General features: G+C 67.7%; 17 protein-coding genes. 4 read left to right on the top strand and 13 right to left on the bottom strand.

The genetic code is table 11. The features are described 5' to 3' along the window. Positions 1-14: 14 nt before the first annotated feature. Complete coding sequence (locus NQ204_RS06330) at positions 15-308, bottom strand: hypothetical protein (RefSeq protein ID WP_005408721.1); 294 nt, start codon at positions 306-308, stop codon at positions 15-17. Between the two features lie 68 nt (positions 309-376). After that, positions 377-1,321 (bottom strand): LysR substrate-binding domain-containing protein, encoded by a 945-nt coding sequence (locus tag NQ204_RS06325; RefSeq protein ID WP_256643366.1) that lies wholly within the window; start codon positions 1,319-1,321, stop codon positions 377-379. A gap of 115 nt (positions 1,322-1,436) precedes the next feature. Between NQ204_RS06325 and NQ204_RS06320 the strand changes: the two genes are divergently transcribed. Continuing rightward, positions 1,437-2,309, top strand: coding sequence for a DMT family transporter (locus tag NQ204_RS06320; protein WP_256643365.1), 873 nt, complete (start codon positions 1,437-1,439; stop codon positions 2,307-2,309). 326 nt (positions 2,310-2,635) lie between these two features. Here NQ204_RS06320 and NQ204_RS06315 read toward each other — a convergent pair whose 3' ends face one another. Beyond that, entirely contained in the window at positions 2,636-3,538 is a 903-nt protein-coding gene (locus tag NQ204_RS06315) for a peptidylprolyl isomerase (protein WP_256643364.1), read from the bottom strand. Between the two features lie 136 nt (positions 3,539-3,674). Here NQ204_RS06315 and NQ204_RS06310 point away from each other — a divergent pair, with 136 nt between their 5' ends. After that, entirely contained in the window at positions 3,675-4,040 is a 366-nt protein-coding gene (locus NQ204_RS06310) for a PadR family transcriptional regulator (RefSeq protein ID WP_116864361.1), read from the top strand. After that, a complete protein-coding gene (locus NQ204_RS06305; protein ID WP_116864360.1) occupies positions 4,037-5,014 on the top strand; it encodes a sensor domain-containing protein in 978 nt (325 codons plus the stop codon). Before NQ204_RS06310 ends, NQ204_RS06305 begins: the two co-directional genes overlap by 4 nt. Before the next feature lie 78 nt (positions 5,015-5,092). Here the strand turns inward: NQ204_RS06305 and NQ204_RS06300 are convergent, their stop codons facing one another. Then, the gene (locus NQ204_RS06300; protein ID WP_116864359.1) at positions 5,093-6,400 is read right to left on the bottom strand and encodes a polyhydroxyalkanoate depolymerase; all 1,308 of its coding nucleotides are present in this window, start codon (positions 6,398-6,400) and stop codon (positions 5,093-5,095) included. Positions 6,401-6,493: 93 nt separating this feature from the next. Beyond that, positions 6,494-7,084: a class I SAM-dependent DNA methyltransferase gene (locus NQ204_RS06295; RefSeq protein ID WP_256643363.1), complete on the bottom strand. Its 591-nt coding sequence runs from the start codon at positions 7,082-7,084 to the stop codon at positions 6,494-6,496. A gap of 143 nt (positions 7,085-7,227) precedes the next feature. On the opposite strand from NQ204_RS06295, the gene NQ204_RS06290 reads away from it, so the two are divergent. After that, complete coding sequence (locus tag NQ204_RS06290; RefSeq protein WP_108764551.1) at positions 7,228-7,683, top strand: CopD family protein; 456 nt, start codon at positions 7,228-7,230, stop codon at positions 7,681-7,683. 104 nt (positions 7,684-7,787) lie between these two features. Here NQ204_RS06290 and NQ204_RS06285 read toward each other — a convergent pair whose 3' ends face one another. The 8 genes from NQ204_RS06285 to lpxD form a co-directional block, all read right to left on the bottom strand. Beyond that, on the bottom strand, positions 7,788-8,747 hold the full coding sequence (locus tag NQ204_RS06285; RefSeq protein WP_256643362.1) for an acetyl-CoA carboxylase carboxyltransferase subunit alpha: 960 nt from the start codon (positions 8,745-8,747) through the stop codon (positions 7,788-7,790). Positions 8,748-8,861: 114 nt separating this feature from the next. After that, positions 8,862-9,725: a hypothetical protein gene (locus tag NQ204_RS06280; protein WP_488192346.1), complete on the bottom strand. Its 864-nt coding sequence runs from the start codon at positions 9,723-9,725 to the stop codon at positions 8,862-8,864. Between the two features lie 55 nt (positions 9,726-9,780). Next, entirely contained in the window at positions 9,781-13,380 is a 3,600-nt protein-coding gene (gene dnaE / locus NQ204_RS06275) for a DNA polymerase III subunit alpha (protein ID WP_116864355.1), read from the bottom strand. A 238-nt stretch (positions 13,381-13,618) separates the two neighbouring features. Then, entirely contained in the window at positions 13,619-14,281 is a 663-nt protein-coding gene (gene rnhB, locus NQ204_RS06270; RefSeq protein WP_256643361.1) for a ribonuclease HII, read from the bottom strand. Further along, the gene (lpxB, locus tag NQ204_RS06265; protein WP_243402787.1) at positions 14,278-15,480 is read right to left on the bottom strand and encodes a lipid-A-disaccharide synthase; all 1,203 of its coding nucleotides are present in this window, start codon (positions 15,478-15,480) and stop codon (positions 14,278-14,280) included. Before lpxB ends, rnhB begins: the two co-directional genes overlap by 4 nt. Positions 15,481-15,533: 53 nt before the next feature. Continuing rightward, entirely contained in the window at positions 15,534-16,325 is a 792-nt protein-coding gene (lpxA, locus tag NQ204_RS06260; RefSeq protein ID WP_200732349.1) for an acyl-ACP--UDP-N-acetylglucosamine O-acyltransferase, read from the bottom strand. A 19-nt stretch (positions 16,326-16,344) separates the two neighbouring features. Beyond that, on the bottom strand, positions 16,345-16,800 hold the full coding sequence (fabZ, locus tag NQ204_RS06255) for a 3-hydroxyacyl-ACP dehydratase FabZ (protein WP_116865394.1): 456 nt from the start codon (positions 16,798-16,800) through the stop codon (positions 16,345-16,347). Then, positions 16,797-17,819 (bottom strand): UDP-3-O-(3-hydroxymyristoyl)glucosamine N-acyltransferase, encoded by a 1,023-nt coding sequence (lpxD, locus tag NQ204_RS06250; RefSeq protein ID WP_116865393.1) that lies wholly within the window; start codon positions 17,817-17,819, stop codon positions 16,797-16,799. The genes fabZ and lpxD overlap by 4 nt, the downstream gene beginning before the upstream one ends. Positions 17,820-18,062: the final 243 nt, after the last annotated feature.

Raw genomic sequence — 18,062 nt, 5'->3', positions numbered from 1 at the left:
TGCCCGGCGAACCCTCAGCCTTCGTCGGTCTCGTACTCGACGAACACATCCAGCTCCAACGCCAGCTCCTGCACCGCATCGCGCACCTTCTGCGCGGTGCTTTCGTTGCCGACTTCCACTTCCAGTTCGTGGATGCCCGGGCCGATGTCATCGGACAGCCCGGCCGAACTGGAATCGTCGTCATCCATGTGCGGCATCAGGTCGTCGGTTTCCTCGACGTGTTCGATGCCTTCCAGGCCCAGCAGCAGATCGCTGATGGCGCGGGCGTCGTCTTCGGTTCCGGTGATGCGCAGTCGCAGCATTGCCATGGCAGGTACACGGTGTGGGGTTGCGTGCAGCCTAGCCAGCGGCGGGCAAAGACCGGGTGACGGTGCAGTCAGCCGGTCGTGGGCGGGCGGCCGAGCAGGCTGTCGGGCAGAGCGGGGATGGGCGTGCGTTCGTCCTGCGCCTGGGGCAGCAGCCAGTCGATGAACAATCGCGCGGCCGGGCTGGGCGGCTGCGCCTCGGCATGCACCACGTAGTAGGCATAGCGCGCCTTCAGTGCCGGGCCAGGCAGACGCACTACTTCATAGCGCTGCAGGTAGGGCTGGGCCACATGCGTGCGCGCCAGCACCGCGCCCATGCCGTACACCGCCGCGCGCATCGCATCGGTGCTGTCGGCGAACGTGTGCATGGGCGGCAAGGGTGAGGGCGGTCGCACGCCGGCATGGCGGAACCAGTCACGCCAGCCCTGTGGTGAAAGGTCGGTCAGCAGCGGCAGCTCGGCGATCCGCGCCGGGTCCTGCAGCGCCTCCACGCCGGGCAGGGCCGGCGAGGCCACCGGGAACAGGCTGTCGTCCATCAGGTGCTGCGCATGCAGGCCGGGCCACTGGCCCAGGCCGTAGCGGATGCCGACCTCCGGCCCGTTCTCGTCGTAGCGGTCCAGGCCGCTACCGGTGTGCAGTTCGATGCGGATGTGCGGATGGGCCTGGGTGAAGCGCGGCAGGCGTGGCAGCAGCCAGCAGTAGGACAGCGAGCGCAGCGTGGCGATCCGCAGCGGCACGCTGTCCGCATCCGGCTGCAGGTGGTGGGCCACGGCGGCGACATCGGTGAACGCAGCGCTGGCGGCGTCGGCCAGCTGACGGCCCTCCGCGGTCAGGCGCACGCCGCGGGCGTGGCGCAGGAACAGGCGCACCTCCAGCACCTCCTCCAGGCGGCGCACGTGGTGGCTGACCGCGCTGGCGGTCAGGTGCAGCTCCAGCGCGGCCTGGGCGAAGCTCTGGTGGCGCGCGGCCACCGCGAACACGGCCAGCGCAGGGAGCAGGGAAGGGCGTAGCTGCATGTCGAGCCTCAAACCATATTTGTGGCTGGCAGCGATACTACGCGCTTGTGCGGCAGGCGTCTGCGGATGATCCTGTTGGCCCAGACACAGCGCAGGCGCAGGACGGAGGCAGGGCATGAACGCGGTACCGCAGGTGGCAGAACGCGATTGGCGCACCCCCTTGGAATTGACCCTGCTGGGCGCGATCTGGGGCTGCTCGTTCCTGTTCATGCGCGTGGCCGTGCCTTCGTTCGGCCCGTTCGCGCTGGTCGAAGTCCGTCTGGTGCTGGGCGCGCTGGTGCTGATGCCGTTCCTGTGGCGCGCCCGCGCCCAGTTCCCGTCGCGCCGCTGGCTGTGGCTGGCCCCGATCGGCCTGATCAACTCGGCACTGCCTTTCGTGCTGTTCGCCTATTCGGCCGAGCACGCACCGGCGGCCATCGGCGCGATCTGCAACGCGATGACCGTGCTGTTCGCTGCGCTGATCGCCTTCCTGTTCTTCGGCGAGAAGATCGGCGTGCGTCGCGCCAGTGCACTGCTGGTCGGCTTTGCCGGCGTGGTGGTGCTGGCCACGGCCAAGGTGTCGGGCCTGAGCATCGGTATGGCCGTGCTGGCCGGCGCTGCGGCCTCACTGCTGTACGGGCTGGGCGTGAACCTGGTGAAGCGGCACATGACCGGCCTGCCATCGGCCGCTGCCGCTGCAGCGACGCTGGGCTGCGCCTCGCTGTGGATGCTGCCGATGGCGGTGACCCACTGGCCGCAGGCGGCGATCCCGGGCAAGGCCTGGGGCGCAGCGATCGCACTGGGCGTGGCCTGCACCGGCCTGGCGTTCCTGATGTTCTACCGCCTGATCGGCCGCATCGGCCCCTCGCGCGCGTCGACGGTGACCTATCTGATTCCGTTGTTCGGCGCGGCGTTCGCGTGGTTGTTCCTCGGCGAGCCGGTGACCCTGCAGATGCTGATTGCCGGCGGCCTGATCCTCGGCAGCGTGGCCGTCAGCCAGAAGGGCTGACGGCGCCCACAGACGGGTGGTGCCGGGCGCTGCCCAGCGGCGTCATCGATGCTTGCGCGCGCGGCTGTGGATCTTGATCTGGGTCCGCCTTGGAGCGAGCCGAGCACCGCAGGTCCGGCGAGGGCGAAGAGGCGCGGGTGTCTGAGCGCAGCGAGTTCCGCGCCGTCCCTCGACGGGCCGAGGAGCGCAGGGAACCGGCGCGCAGCGCCGGCTCGCCGACGGCGGCGCGTTTCTTTTGGTTACTTTTCTTTGCGCGGGCAAAGAAAAGTGACGCCCATGAACGAGGAATCGCCTTCAGCACGTGTCAACTGAGAAAAGTCGATGTGCTACCGCACCGGCACCGGAACATTGCACAGGTCGATATGCCCGGCCGGGCGCTTGTAGAAGTCATCCACGCGGTTGCGCCGCGCTTCCACCGTATCGGCGAAGGTCTTCGAATCGGTGCGCAGCACCTGGATCGGCGTGCGCTCGGCCTCCGGCACGTCGCTGGCGCGGCGGATCGAGACGATCGGCGTGCGCAGCTTCGGGTCTTCATAGAAGCCCATCGGCGCCGGCCCGCGCGGAATCGCGCTGAGCAGCTCCATGCCCTTCAGCACGCGGCCAACCACGGTGATGTTGCGGTCCAGCTGGCGCGGTGACTGCCCGGTCACCACGTACAGTTCGGCGCCGATGCTGCTGTCTTCCTCGTTGCTGCGGCCGGCACCGAGCATGCCGTAGCAGTGCGCCAGCCAGGCCTTGCCGGCCTGCGGGTCCTGGCCCACCGGGAAGCCATCGACGAACCCGGTCTGCGCGGCCCAGCCATCGCGGTCGGGCAGCACGCTCACCTTCAGGCCGGCGCTGGCACGTTCGAATTCGGCCGGCAGCTTGCGCGCGGCACTGCCGAACGGTTTGGCCTTGGCCGCGTCATCAGCGTCGGCATCGCCGAACTGCACCACGAAGTTGTCCTGCGAACGGTAGATGCTGGTGCCGTCCCAGAAGTGCTCATGGGCGAAGGTCTGGATGTTGGCGACATGGCGCGGGGCGAACTGCGGCGCCAGCTCGATGATCACCCGTCCGGCCGGCAGATCCATGTACAGCAGGTTGGCCGGGTCCGGGGTGCGCCAGTCGCCTGCGGCCGATGCATCGAGGATCTGCTGCGGGCTGCGGTAGGGCGTGGCGGCGCTGGCCAGGGCCGGCAGCAGGCAGGCGAGGGCAAGGGTGGTCAGGGCAAGGCGACGATGGTGCGACATGGAAACCCCGGAACATGAACGAGCTTCCGATTCTGCGCGACAGGCTCGCCCACGCCAACCTGCACGGTGACTAACGACACATTCGCTATAGCGCACTTCACACTACTGTTGACTCCAACATAGTGGAGGGCCGGTCATGAGCGAGGACGACGTCCACCTGAAGAAGTTCCAGAAGGAGCTCAGCGCCGGAACCGTGTCGCTGGCTCTGCTGGCGGTGTTGGCCCGGGCCGGGGAGCCGCTGTACGGCTACCTGATCGCCAAGGAGCTGGAGCGCGTGGGCGAGGGCGTGCTGAGCGGCAAGCAGAGCGCGCTGTACCCGGTGCTGCGCAACCTGGAGGGCGCCGGCCTGCTGGAAAGCCATGTCGAGCCGTCCAGCAGTGGCCCGCCGCGCCGCTACTACCGCATCAATGAACGTGGCCACGAGGTGCTGGCGCAGTGGCGCCAGGCCTGGCAGGCCACCCGCGATTCCGTCGATTCCGTGTTGGAGGGGGTACCGCAATGAACGAGCAGAACCTGGCAGGCACTGGCCTGCCCACCACGATCGCGCAGTACCTGGCACAGCTGCGCGCGGCCCTGCAGGGTGCCGATCCGGCGATGGTGCAGGACGCCCTGTACGACGCCGAGGAGTACCTGCGCTCCGAACTGGCCGCGCAGCCGGGCCGCAGCGAGGCCGACGTCATCGCCGACGTGGCCGGCAGCTACGGCGCGCCGGAGGAAGTGGCGGAGATCTATCGCGAGACCGAGGTGACCGTGAACCGTGCGCTGCGTACGCCGCGTGCCGATACCAGCCCGGTGCTGCGCGCCGCCGCCGAGGCCAGTGGCGTGGCACCGGCCGCGCCGACCCCTGCGCCGGTGCAGCGCTCGCTGATGGCGCGCTTCTTCGGCGTCGTGCTGGACCCGCACACCTATGGCGCGCTGTTCTACATGCTGCTGTCGCTGGCCACGGGTACCTTCTTCTTCACCTGGGTGGTGACCGGGCTGTCGCTGTCGCTGGGCCTGATGATCCTGATCATCGGCATACCGCTGACGGTGCTGTTCTTCGGTTCGGTGCGCGGGCTGGCGCTGCTGGAAGGGCGGCTGGTGGAAGCGCTGCTGGGCGAGCGCATGCCGCGCCGGCCGCAGTACACCGACCGCAGCCGCACCTGGCTGCAGCGCATCGGCGACATGTTCACTGATGGGCGCACCTGGCTGACGCTGCTGTACTTTCTGCTGATGCTGCCGCTGGGCATCGTCTACTTCACCATCGCGGTGACCCTGCTGGCGGTGTCGCTGGCCTTCATCTGGTCGCCGGTGGCGGCGCTGTTCGACTCGACCGCACCTAGCATCTACATCGATGGCACCAACGTGCTGCCGCTGGAGTTCACCCCGGTGCTGGCGGTGGTGGGCGCGCTGCTGCTGCTGGTGACGATGCACCTGGCACGCGGCATCGGCAAGCTGCATGGGCTGCTGGCCAAGAACCTGCTGGTGCGGCTGTAACGGCAGAGGGGTGGGATCCGATCGTGCCGGGGTCAGAGCCCTTTCCGCAGGAAAGGCATCCGACCCCTCGGCGGGGATTTACCCCGCCTTGCGCCGCAACGGGGTGACGTTGCTCTTCTTCTTCGTGGCCTTGGCGGCCGGTGCTTCGGCATGGGCGGCGAAGAAATCGCGTACCTTCGGGTACACCACTTCGCGCCAGCGGCGGCCGCTGAAGATGCCGTAGTGGCCGGCGCCTTCAACGATGAAGTGCTCGCGGCGGTCGGCCGCGATGCCGGTGCACAGCGCCTGCGCCGCTTCGGTCTGGCCGAGGCCGGCGATGTCATCCAGCTCGCCTTCGATGCTCAGCAGGGCAGTATCGCGGATGGCCGACGGGTCGACCTTCTCGCCGTTGACCACCCACTCGCCACGCGGCAGCAGGAAGTCCTGGAACACCACCGAAATGGTATCCAGGTAGTACTTGGCCGGCATGTCCAGCACGGCGTTGTACTCGTCGTAGAAATTGCGATGCGCGTCGGCGTCTTCCAGATCGCCCTTGACCAGGTCGGTGTAGAAATCCCAGTGCGAACTGAAGTGGCGGCTGGGGTTCATCGACAGGAAGCCGGCGTGCTGCAGGAAGCCCGGGTACACGCGGCGGCCGGCGCCTGGGTAGCTGGCCGGCACGGTGTGGATGACGTTGTTCTCGAACCACGACAGCGGGTTCTGCGTGGCCAGGTTGTTCACTGCGGTGGGGCTGCAGCGCGCATCGATCGGGCCACCCATCATCACCAGCGTGCGCGGGGTCGGCTCGCCACGGCTGGCCATCAGCGAAACCGCAGCCAATACCGGCACTGTCGGCTGGCACACGCTCACCACGTGCAGGCGTTCGACGCCCAGGTGGCGGATGAACTCCTGGATGTAGGCGATGTAATCGTCCAAGCCGAACTCACCTTCGCTGGCCGGCACCATGCGCGCGTCCACCCAGTCGGTGACGTACACGCGGTGGTCGCGCAGCAGCGTGCGCACGGTATCGCGCAGCAGCGTGGCGTGGTGGCCCGACAGCGGCGCCACCACCAGCACGAACGGCTGGTTGAGCATGGTGTGCAGCTGGTCGGCTTCGTTGCTGTGGCGCTTGAAGCGCAGCAGCTTGCAGAACGGCTTGCTCACTTCCTCGTGCACGACGATCGGCACGCGCTCGCCTTCGACCTCGATTTCGTTGATGCCCCATTCGGGCTTCTCGTAATCCTTGCCGATGCGATGGAAGAGTTCATTGACCGCCGCCAGGCGATCAGCGCCCGGCATCTGCGACCACCAGTGGCCCTGGTTGGCGAAGAATCTGGCGTTGGCCTGGGCCTGGTGCACCCAGGGGGCGAGCAGGTTGCGGGTCAGTTCGTGTAGTTGATAGAGCATGACGACCGAATATGTATGGTCATATGTTGCCGCGCAGCATATCCCATCAGGGCGTCCCACGGGTTAAGTCTGCTAAAAATAATGAATCCGGATTCACATCTTTTCCAGCGCGGCGGCCTCCTCGGCCAGGCCGGGGCCCAGCCACAGGTGTGAACCAACGGCCTGCAGGCCCTGGCGGGCCAGCTCGCGGCGGTACCAGCGTGCCGGCCGGGCCTGGAAGCCCTCATGATCGCCGTCGAACTCATCCTCGGCGGCAAAGGTCTCCAGGAACGCCACGCCGGCGGTCAGCTCGGCCACGCCGGCCAGGCCGGCCCGCAGCTCGCGGTCGGGCACGTAGTGCATCACGTCCGAACACACCAGCAGGTCGACCGGGGCGCAGGGCCGCAGCCAGGCGAAATCGCCGAAGCTGGCCATGTGCAGGTTGCGGGTACGTCCGTAACGGCGCACAGCGTACTCGCTGCTGTCGAAGCCTAGGTAGTGGACCTTCGGACGCAGCTTCAGCAGCGGCGCGCGCCAGGCGCCTTCGCCGCAGCCGATGTCGAGCACGCTGCGCACCGGTCGTTCCAGGTAGTACTCGGCGGTGGCCACGGCCAGAGCGACCTTGCGCGCCAGGCGAGCACTGCCGCCGATCTCGGCACGGCGGTACCAGCGTTGGAAATAGGCGGCGTCGTAGGTCTTGTCCATGGGGCAGGGCACGTAGAGGGTGAAAACGGCGCCTATCGTACGGCGTCGCGGCCGTGGTGCGGCAATTGGCCGCGGCAGCCACCCATGGGGTGGCTCTACTGCGACAATGGCCACCCATCCCCGCCAGCCGCTGGAGCGAGCACATGCAGAGCTATTACTGGGTCAAGACCTTCCACATCGTGTTCGTGGTGGCCTGGATGGCAACGGTGTTCTACCTGCCGCGCATCCTGGTGAACCTGGCCGAGACCGCGGGCCAGCCGGCGGTGGGCGAGCGCCTGCAGCTGATGGGCCTGCGCCTGTACCGCTTCGGCCATTCGATGTTCGGCCTGGCCTTCGTGCTGGGCCTGGTGCTGTGGCTGGGCTACAAGGTCATCCCCGATTTCCCGACCATGGTCGCGCCCGGTGGCGCCGGCTGGCTGCACGCCAAGCTGGGCCTGGTGGTGCTGCTGCTGGTGTACTTCATCTGGACCGGGCGCCTGCTGAAGGGCGTGGCCAAGGGCCGTGCGCTGCCGTCCTCGCGCGCGCTGCGCTGGATCAACGAGATCCCGCTGCTGGCCTTCATTCCGATTGTCTGGCTGGTGCTGGCCAAGCCGTTCTGAGGCGTGGATGCCGTCAACGCGCAAACGAGAAGAGCCGGGCATCTGCCCGGCTCTTTCGCTTCTGCAACCCTGCATGTTGCCGGCCAGCGGCCGGCACTACCGGCTTATGCGGCTTCGTAGGTGCCGTAGCTGCGCAGGCGGGTGTAGCGCTGTTCCAGCAGCTGTTCGGTGGACAGCTTGTCCAGCGCTTCCAGTTCGTTCAGCAGCACGGCCTTCAGGCGCTTTGCCATCTGGGTCGGGTTGCGGTGGGCGCCACCGGTCGGCTCGCGCACGACCTTGTCGACCAGGCCCAGGTCCTTCAGGCGCGGGGCGGTCAGGCCCAGCTGTTCGGCGGCGTCCTTGGCCTTGCCCGCGTCCTTCCACAGGATCGAGGCGCAGCCTTCCGGGGTGATGGTCGAGTACACCGCGTATTCCAGCATCACGGTGCGGTCGCCCACGCCCAGCGCCAGCGCGCCGCCGGAACCGCCTTCACCGATGACGGTGCAGATGATCGGCACCTTCAGCTCGGCCATTTCCATCAGGTTGCGCGCGATCGCTTCGGACTGGCCGCGCGATTCGGCGTCGATGCCCGGCCAGGCGCCGGCGGTGTCGATCAGGGTCAGCACCGGCAGGCCGAAGCGCTCGGCCATCTTCATCAGGCGCAGCGCCTTGCGGTAGCCCTCCGGCTTGGGCATGCCGAAGTTGCGCTTGATCTTTTCCTTGGTGTCGCGGCCCTTCTGGTGGCCGATCACCATCACCGAGCGGCCGTTGATGCGGGCCAGGCCGCCCATGATGGCCTTGTCGTCGGCGAAGGCGCGGTCACCGGCCAGTTCCTGGAACTCATCGAAGATGATGCGCAGGTAATCGGCGGTGTACGGGCGCGACGGGTGGCGGGCCAGCTGCAGCACCTGCCACGAGGTCAGGTTGCGGAAGATCTGCGCGGTGCGCAGGCGCAGCTTGTCCTGCAGGGCGTGAACCTCGGCCTCGACATTGACCGCCGGTCCGGCACTGGCGTTGCGCAGCTCCTGGATCTTTGCTTCCAGGTCGGCGATGGGTTGCTCGAAGTCGAGGTAGTTCGGATTCATCGGAAGCCGTCGTGTAAAGAAGGGGGGAATTCTAGCCGAATGCGCAGCAATGGCCCGTACGCCTTCGTCTGGAAGGCGACGGTACCCCAGCCGGGCAGGGGGGCGCCAGTCAGCTCAGGGCATGACCACGGCGCTGCGGGCCATTTCGGTGCTGCGGAGAGCGACGAAGTCGTTGTAGGCCTGGTTGGCGGCCACCGGCAGCTTCGAGCCCAGCGTCGCGGTGGCCTGGGTGAACGCCATGCTCGCCTGGAAGTCTTCCTTGCGCAGGGCCTTCTGCTCGGCCGCGGTGCTGGCCTTCAGCCAACGCGCGTAGAGATCGCGCAGCGGGCCGGCGTGGGCCTCGAAGGCCGGATCCAGCGCGGGCAGGCTGGCCGGGGCCGGTTCCAGGGTGTAGACCGGGGCCACGTAGCCGGCCGGATGCTCGCGCTTGAACGCGCCCGGTTCGCCCATGCCTTCCTCGACATAGGTGATGAAGTCGGGCGCGGTGAAGATCTTGGTGCTGATCTTGCCGCCAGAGGAATCGACGTGGGCGACGATCTGTTCCTGCGGGAACGGCTCGCGCACGCCGAAGTTCCAGGTCTTGTCGATGAACAGGCCGTGGAACTTGTCGAACGGACCCTTGAACGCCACGCCGCCGATCTCGATGCCCAGGCCGCTGGCGCCGAAGTTCTTCAGCCTGTCTTCGCCGGTCACGTAGATCTCGCGCGCGGTGACGTACTCGCTGAGGGTCGGGTTGATCAGGCCGCCGCGGCTGTCGACGTAGACATTGAAGCGCACATCGCCCAGGCGCTCGGTGTGCAGCGTGTGCTCGCCCGGCGCGAGGCTGACCGGGCGCGAGGCGTTGGGCGCCACCGGCAGGTCCTTGCCATCGATGCTGATGGCCAGCGGCGTCGCGGTCGGGTTGTCGATCTCGAAATCGACCTTGGACGAACAGGCGGCCAGCACCAGGGCAGCGAAGCAGGGGAACAGCAGTTTCACGAAGGTCTATCGTCCTTGATGGCAACAGCGGAATAACGCAACGCGTGGGCCAGCCTCAGTTGGCCCACGGCGGGCTGTAGCGCACTTTCAGCGTGCGCACGGCCGGATCGGCGCGCAGCGCCTCCATCAGCTTGGAGTCGATGCGCACCGCGCTCTGCCCGGATACGTCGAGCATGCCTGCCACGCCGCCCTGCGGGCCCTTCAGCAGCAGGTCCAGGCGCAGCGGTGTGCGCCCGGGGCGATGGCGGTCGAGCAGGGCATTGACGCGTTCCCAGACCGGGCGCTGCTGGCGCAGGTCCAAGCGCAGCGACAGGCGCGTGGCGTAGTTGGCGCAGACCTCATCGAAGTCCCAGCACTGGCGGATGCGCAGCGCGTAGCCACCGTTGAACTCGTCCTCGCGCAGGCCACCCTTGACCACCAGGATGCGGTCCTTGGTCATCAGGTGGCCGAACTCGGCCATGGCATCGGAGAACGCGCTGCACTCGACGCGGCCGCGGCCATCCTCGAGCTGGATGAAGATCTGGCTTTCGCCCTTGCGGCGCACGCCGACCACCTGGCCGGCCAGCACGGTCGGCACTTCCGGGCGCCAGCGCTTCTCGCCGCCGTTGCCACCACCACCACCGCTGTTGCTGGAACTCCAGATCTTCTCCACCGAGCCCAGGTCGTTGCCGACCAGGTCGCGCACATCATCGCGCCACGGATCGAACGGGTGGCCGCTGAGGTAGAAGCCCAGCGTGTCGCGCTCGCCATTCAGGCGCTGCAGCAGCGGCCATTCCTCGGCTTCGACCAGGTCCAGCTGGATGGTCACCGTGCTCGGATCGGGACCGCCGAACAGCGAGTTCTGGCCCGAGGCACGCTCGCGCGCCATCTGCTCGGTGGCCTTGAGCACCTCCGGCAGCTGCAGCATCAGCGAGGCACGGTTGTGGCCCAGCTCGTCCAGCGCGCCGCAGTTGATCATCGCCTCCAGCGTGCGACGGTTGAGCTTGGCCGAACCGACGCGGGTACAGAAGTCGAGCAGGTCCTTGTAGTCGCCGCCCTTCAGGCGCTCGTCCACCACCGCTTCGCAGGCACCCTGGCCGACGCCCTTGATCGCGCCCAGGCCGTACTGGATGGTGTCCGGGGTGACGGCTTCGAACATGAACGCAGAGTGGTTCACCTTCGGCGGCAGCACGGTCAGGCCGAGATTACGCACCTCGTCCAGGAAGCCGACCACCTTTTCGGTGTTGTCCAGGTCCGAGGACAGCGTGGCCGCCATGAACTCGGCCGGGTAATGGCGCTTGAGCCAGGCGGTCTGGTAGCTGACCAGCGCGTAGGCGGCGGCGTGCGACTTGTTGAAGCCGTAGCCGGCGAACTTCTCCATCAGGTCGAAGATCGCATCGGCCTTGGCTTCGTCGACGCCGTCCTTGGCCGCACCCTCGCGGAAGATCTCGCGGTGCTTGGCCATTTCGGCCGGCACCTTCTTGCCCATTGCACGGCGCAGCAGGTCGGCGCCGCCCAGCGAGTAGCCGCCGACGATCTGCGCCATCTGCATCACCTGCTCCTGGTACACCATGATGCCGTAGGTGTCCTTCAGGATCGCTTCGGTGCGCGGATCGGGATAGATGATTTCTTCCTGGCCGTGCTTACGCGCGTTGAAGGAAGGAATCAGGTCCATCGGGCCGGGTCGGTACAGCGACACCAGCGCGATGAGGTCTTCGAAGCGGTCGGGGCGCGCGTCCTTCAGCAGGCGGCGCATGCCCGAGGATTCGAACTGGAACACCGCACCGGTGTTGCCGTTGGCGAAGATGTCCTTGTAGGTGGGCGCATCGTCCAGCGGGATCGCGGCGATATCCACCGGCGGGATGCCGGCGCGCTCGTGGCGCTTGTTGATCGCCTTCACCGCCCAGTCGATGATCGTCAGCGTGCGCAGGCCGAGGAAGTCGAACTTCACCAGGCCGACTTCTTCCACGTCGTTCTTGTCGAACTGGGTGACCGGGTTCTTGCCCAGGCCGTTCTCATCGTGTTCGGCGTACAGCGGGCAGAACTCACTCAGCGGCTCGGGCCCGATCACCACGCCACCGGCGTGCTTGCCGGCGTTGCGGGTCAGGTCTTCCAGCTGCAGCGCCAGGTCGATCAGGTCGCGGACGTCGTCTTCGGTTTCGTAGCGCTGGATCAGTTCGGCCGACGCCATTTCCGAGCTCGGGCCTTCCTTGCCCTTGCCCAGCGCATCCTTCAGGTGGATGCCGAGGATGTTCGGGATCAGCTTGGAAACGCCGTCCACCAGGCCGTACGGGAAGCCCAGCACGCGCCCGGAGTCGCGCACCACTGCCTTGGCGGCCATGGTGCCGTAAGTGATGATCTGGCTGACGCGTTCGCGGCCGTACTTGCGCGCGACGTAGTCGATCACCTCGTCGCGGCGGTCCATGCAGAAGTCGATGTCGAAGTCGGGCATCGACACGCGTTCCGGGTTCAGGAATCGCTCGAACAGCAGGTTGTACGGCAGCGGGTCCAGATCGGTGATCTTCAGCGCCCACGCCACCAGCGAACCGGCACCCGAACCACGGCCGGGGCCGATCGGGATGCCCTGGTTCTTGCCCCACTGGATGAAGTCGGCAACGATCAGGAAGTAGCCCGGGAAGCCCATCTTGATGATGGTGTTGAGCTCGAACTCCAGGCGTTCGAAATACTCTTCGCGGGTCTTGCCGGGCGCGAGCGGGTTCTTCTGCAGGCGCTCTTCCAGGCCGTCGCGCGACATCTTCTGGATCCAGGTGTCCAGGGTCTCGTCGTCGGGCACCGGGTAGTTGGGCAGGAAGTAGGTGCCCAGCCGCATCTCGATGTTGCAGCGCTCGGCAAGCGCCAGCGTGTTGTCGATCGCATCGGGAATGTCGGCGAACAGCGCGCACATCTCCTCGGCAGACTTCAGGTACTGCTGGTCGCTGTACTCGCGGGGGCGCTTGGGATCGTCCAGCACGCGGCCGGTGGAAATGCACACGCGCGCTTCGTGCGCGCTGAAATCGGTCGGCGCCAGGAAGCGCACGTCGTTGCTGGCCACCACCGGCAGGCCGCGCTGGCCGGCGGCCATCAGCGCGAAGCGGTTGAAGGTTTCCTCGCCATCGCGGCCGGTGCGGGTCAGCTCCAGGTGCAGGCCATCGCCGAACGCGCGCTGCCAGTCGGCCAGCTGCTGCTCGGCCAGGTCATGCTTGCCGTCCAGCGCCAGGCGGCCGGCCAGGCTGTCACGGCCGGCCAGGGCGAACAGGTTGGCATTGCCCGCCTTCAGCCAGTCCGGGTGGATGGCGACGCCGCCTTCGGGGCGGTGGCCTTCCATCCAGGCACGGGTCAGCAGCCGTGACAGGCTGAGGTAGCCCTCGCGGTCGCGGCACAGCAGGGTCATCCGCCACGGGTCCTGGCCTTCCTCGGTGATCATCACGTCGGCGCCGGCAATGGGCTTGATGCCCACGCCTTCGGCGGCCTTGTAGAACTTGACCAGGGCGAACAGGTTGTTCAGGTCAGTTACCGCCAGCGCGGGCATGCCGAGTTCGACCGAGCGCGACAGCAGGTTGGCCTGCTTGGCCTTTTTCGGGTCCGCCTGGTCCGGTTTGGCCGGCACGCGGATGGTCGAGTCCGCCAGCGAGAACTCGGTGTGGACGTGGAGATGTACGAAGCGGGAGTTGGACATGCCGGACCAGGTTGGAGCGCGCGGGCCCCGGGTGCTGACGGGGAAATCGTCGCCGGGGTCGGGAAGCGCTGGAGTGCCCGGTCAGGGTAGCGAGGGCAGGGGGTGGCGACAAGCTCTTGACATGCCCGGGAAGACGGCCGGGTTCAGGCGTGCTGGAGGTTGCTTTCTGTAGAGCCGAGCCCATGCTCGGCTGTCCACAGCAGCCGAGCATGGGCTCGGCTCTACAACTCCAGCAGGCTCAGGCGATGGCCGCCACAACCTGCGGCACTTCCAGGCATTCGCGCACCGGGGCGAAGCTGCGGCGGTGTTCATCGCAGGGCCCGTGCGCGCGCAGTGCGGCCAGGTGCGCCGGGGTGCCGTAGCCCTTGTGCTGGTCGAAGCCGTACTGAGGGTGCCGCACGTGCAGGTCCTGCATGTAGCGGTCGCGCGAGACCTTGGCCAGGATCGAGGCGGCCATGATCGCGCGGTCGATGCCATCACCGCCGACCAGCGCCTGCGCCGGCAGCACCAGGCCCTTGGGCACGACGTTGCCATCGATGCGGGCGAAGCCGGCCACGTGGGCCACGGCCGCCACCACATCGCGCATGCCCTGCAGGGTGGCCTGGTAGATGTTCAGGCGGTCGATGGCGTTCACGTCCACCAGCACCACCTTCCAGGCCAGCGCCCGTTCGATGATGCGGTCGTGCAGCTGTTCGCGGCGCGCCGCGGTCAGCTGCTTGGAATCGTCCAGGCCGTTGATGCGCGGCCGCGCCGGGTCGAACACCACGGCGGCCACGGCCACCGGGCCGGCCAAGGGCCCGCGACCGGCTTCGTCGACGCCGGCCACCAGACGCCCGGGCTCGACCACCGCCGCGCCGTCGAACAGGACCAGGCTGGCCGCAGCGGCAGCGCGACGGCTCATGCGGGTTCCTGGTTGCGCACCAGCAGCTCGCCCACCGCGTCGGCGGCACGGGCGGAGGCATTGCGGCGCAGGCGCTCGTGCAGGCGCTCGTAGGTGTCCTGCAGGTCAGCGGTGCGCTGCGGGTGGTCGAACCACTGCTGGATGGCCGCGGCCAGCTTGTCCGGCGTGCAGTCGTGCTGCATCAGTTCCGGAGCAAGATCCTGCGCGGCGAGGATGTTGGGCAGGGCGAAGCGGTCGACCTTGATCAGCCCCAGCGCTTTCACCAGGCGGTAGGTCAGTTCGTTCACCCGATAGCCGACCACCATCGGCCGCTTCACCAGCATCGCCTCCAGGGTGGCCGTGCCGGAAGCCAGCACCACCACGTCGGCGGCGATCATCGCCGTGCGTGCCTGGCCATCGAGCACATGTGAGTACGCCACCGGCAGCGCCGAGCGCGACAGCTGTTCCTCGATCAGGCGGCGGCAGGCGGCGTTGGCCGCCGGCACCACCACGTGCAGGCCGGGGATGCGTTCGGAGACCTGCCAGGCCGCTTCGAAGAACGGTTCGCCAAGGCGCGAGATCTCGCCCAGGCGGCTGCCCGGCAGCACCGCCAGCACCTTCGCCGAAGCGGGCAGGCCGAGCGCGGCGCGGGCTGCGTCGCGGTCACCGTGCAGCGGAATGTCATCGGCCATCGGGTGGCCGACAAAACGCGCATCGATGCCGTGCTTCGCATAGATGGGCGGTTCCATCGGGAACAGGCACAGCACCAGGTCGGCACTGCTGCCGATCTTCTCCGCGCGCTTCTCGCGCCAGGCCCAGACCGAGGGGCTGACGTAGTGCACGGTGGGAATGCCGCGCTGCTTCAGCCAGCGCTCGATGCCCAGGTTGAAATCCGGGGCGTCGATGCCGATGAACACATCCGGCTGCCATTCCAGCGCACGCTCGCGGAATGCCGAGCGCAGCTTGAGCAGGCGCGGCAGGTGGCGCAGCACTTCGGTCAGGCCCATCACCGCCAACTCGCTGGCGTCGTGCCAGGTCTGGCAGCCGGCGGTGCGCATGGCATCGCCGCCGATGCCGGCGAATTCGGCATGCGGGAAGCGGGCCTTCAGCTCACGCACCAGGCCTGCACCGAGCAGGTCGCCGGACGCTTCGCCCGCCACGAGCGCGATCCGCAACGGGCGCTCGCTGAGCACCCGCTGCGCCGGCACGCTGCCGGCCATCGAGGCCAGCGGGATGACGGCAGCGCCGGCCGGCGCCTGGCCGGTCGTGCTGCTCATCGCAGCAGGTGCCTCTCGGTGTGCTCGATGAAGTCCAGCATGGAGCGGACGTCATCGCTGGCCTGTGCCTGCTCGGCCAGCTGCTGCTTGGCTTCGGCCAGCGGCAGGCCGGCCACGTACAGGGTGCGGTAGGCGCGCTTGATGGCGGTGATGCGCTCGGCATCGAAGCCGCGGCGCTTGAGGCCTTCGCTGTTGATACCACGCGGGCGGCCCAGCGAATCGGTGCCGACCATGGTGAACGGCGGCACATCGCCGTTGGTCAGCGCACCCATGCCGAGGAAGGCGTGGGCACCGATGCGGCAGAACTGGTGGGCACCGGCGAAGCCGCTGATGATCACGTAGTCGCCGACGGTGACATGCCCGGCCAGGGTGGTGTTGTTGGAGAACACGCAGAAGTTGCCGACGTGGCAGTCGTGGGCCACGTGCGTGTATGCCAGCATCCAGTTGTCATTGCCGATGGTGGTGATGCCACCGCCGCCGCCGGTGCCGCGGTTGAGGGTGACGAACTCGCGGAACACGTTGCGGTCGCCGATCACCAGTTCGGTGCGTTCACCGGCGAACTTCTTGTCCTGCGGCTCGCCGCCGACCGCGACGTGGCCGATGAAACGGTTGTCGCGGCCGATCCGGGTCGGGCCGTGGATGCTGCAGTGCGGACCGACCTCGGTGCCGGCGCCGATCTCGACGTCGGGACCGATGATCGTGAACGCGCCCACGCGGACGTCGTCGGCCAGTCGAGCCGACGGATCGATCACCGCGGTGGGATGGATCAGGGGAGCGCTATCGGTCATCTCGTTCCTCCGTACAGGGTCAATCGCGGGTGCCGGCGCACAGCACCTCGGCGCAGGCGACGACTTCACCGTCGACCTTGGCCACGCAGTCATACACGGCCATGTTGCGGATCACGCGCTTGATCTCGACGTGCATTTCCAGCACGTCGCCCGGCACCACCTGCTTGGTGAAGCGGGCCTTGTCGACCTTGACCATGTAGAACAGCTTGGACTGCGAATCGCGGCCCAGGGTGAGCTGGGTCAGCACGCCGCCAGCCTGGGCCATGGCTTCGATGATCAGCACGCCCGGCATGATCGGCTGGTTGGGGAAATGGCCCTGGAAGAACGGCTCGTTGATGCTGACGTTCTTGGTGGCGACGATCCTGCGGGCTTCGTAGTCGATCGACAGCACTTTGTCGACCAGCAGGAACGGGTAGCGGTGCGGCAGAAGCGTCTGGATCTGTGCCATGTCCGGCAGGGTCTGGGGCTGGCTCATTCTTTCTCCTTGCTCACAGACAGGATGCGACGGGCCAGTGCATCAAGCTGCTTGAAGCGCGCGGCGTTCTTGCGCCACGTGCGGTTGTCGGTCAGGGGCGTTCCGGACGAGTACTCGCCCGGCTCGGTGATGGAGTTGCGGACCACCGATTTACCAGTGATCACGACCTTGTCGCAGATTTCCAGGTGGCCGACGACGCCAACGGCGCCGCCGAGCAGGCAGTAACGGCCGATCTTGGCGCTGCCGGCGATGCCGGTGCAGCCGGCGATGGCCGAGTGGGCGCCGATCTGCACGTTGTGCGCGATCTGCACCAGGTTGTCCAGGCGCACGTCTTCGGCGAGCACGGTGTCTTCCAGCGCACCGCGGTCGACGCAGGTATTGGCGCCGATCTCGCAGTCGTCGCCGATGCGCACGCCACCCAGCTGCGGCACCTTGATCCACTTGCCGGCGTCCATCGCCAGGCCGAAGCCATCGGCGCCGAGCACGGCGCCGGGATGGATGCGCACGCGCTTGCCGAGCTTCACGCGGGTGACCAGGGTGACGCGGGCGATCAGTTCGCAGCCGCTGTCGAGGATGCAGTCTTCGCCGATGATGCTGCCGGCGCCGATGATGCAGTTCTCGCCGACCACGCTGCGCGCACCGATGGTGACGAACGGGCCGATGTGGGCGCTGGCGGCCACCTGGGCCTGCGGATCGATGACCGCGCTGGGATGGATGCCCGGCTCACGCACCGGCGCGACGTCGAACAGCGCGGCGATCTTGGCGAAGGTGGTGTAGGGATCCTTGGCGACGAGCGCGGCGCCGGGGGCGGCCTCGGCGTCTTCGGCACGCAGGACCACCAGCGAGGCCTGGCTGTCGGCCAGCTGCGCGCGGTAGCGCGGGTTGGCAAGGAAGGTCAGCTGGCCGGCACCGGCATGGGCGAGGGTGGCCACGCCACGGATGGCGGTGGCGGGGTCGCCATGGACCTGCAGGCCGAACTGATCGGCGAGTTGCTGGGCGGTGTAGGTAGGAGTATTCACGGCGGGAGTTTAACGTGTGGAGCCAGTCCGGTCATGCGGCGCGGTTCCACGGCGCCTTCCTGCTACCGGGTGGAGGCGGCGGGTGGCCTTGGTCAGGACACGCAAAATCCCCTCCATGGTGCTCGATGGCGCCTTGCTCGTGTGCGCTGTCCTGCGCACACGGCAAGACCGGGGTTGGGCGTCCTGCCCAACCCGCCCGAGGCATGCCTCGGGCCCATGGCGCCAACGGTCCTGCCCAGGGCC

The sequence above is a fragment of the Stenotrophomonas testudinis genome (assembly GCF_024499815.1).
Taxonomy (GTDB): Bacteria; Pseudomonadota; Gammaproteobacteria; order Xanthomonadales; family Xanthomonadaceae; genus Stenotrophomonas.
The sequence above is the reverse complement of the archived record's forward strand: the minus strand, read 5'-3'. Positions and strand labels throughout refer to the sequence as shown.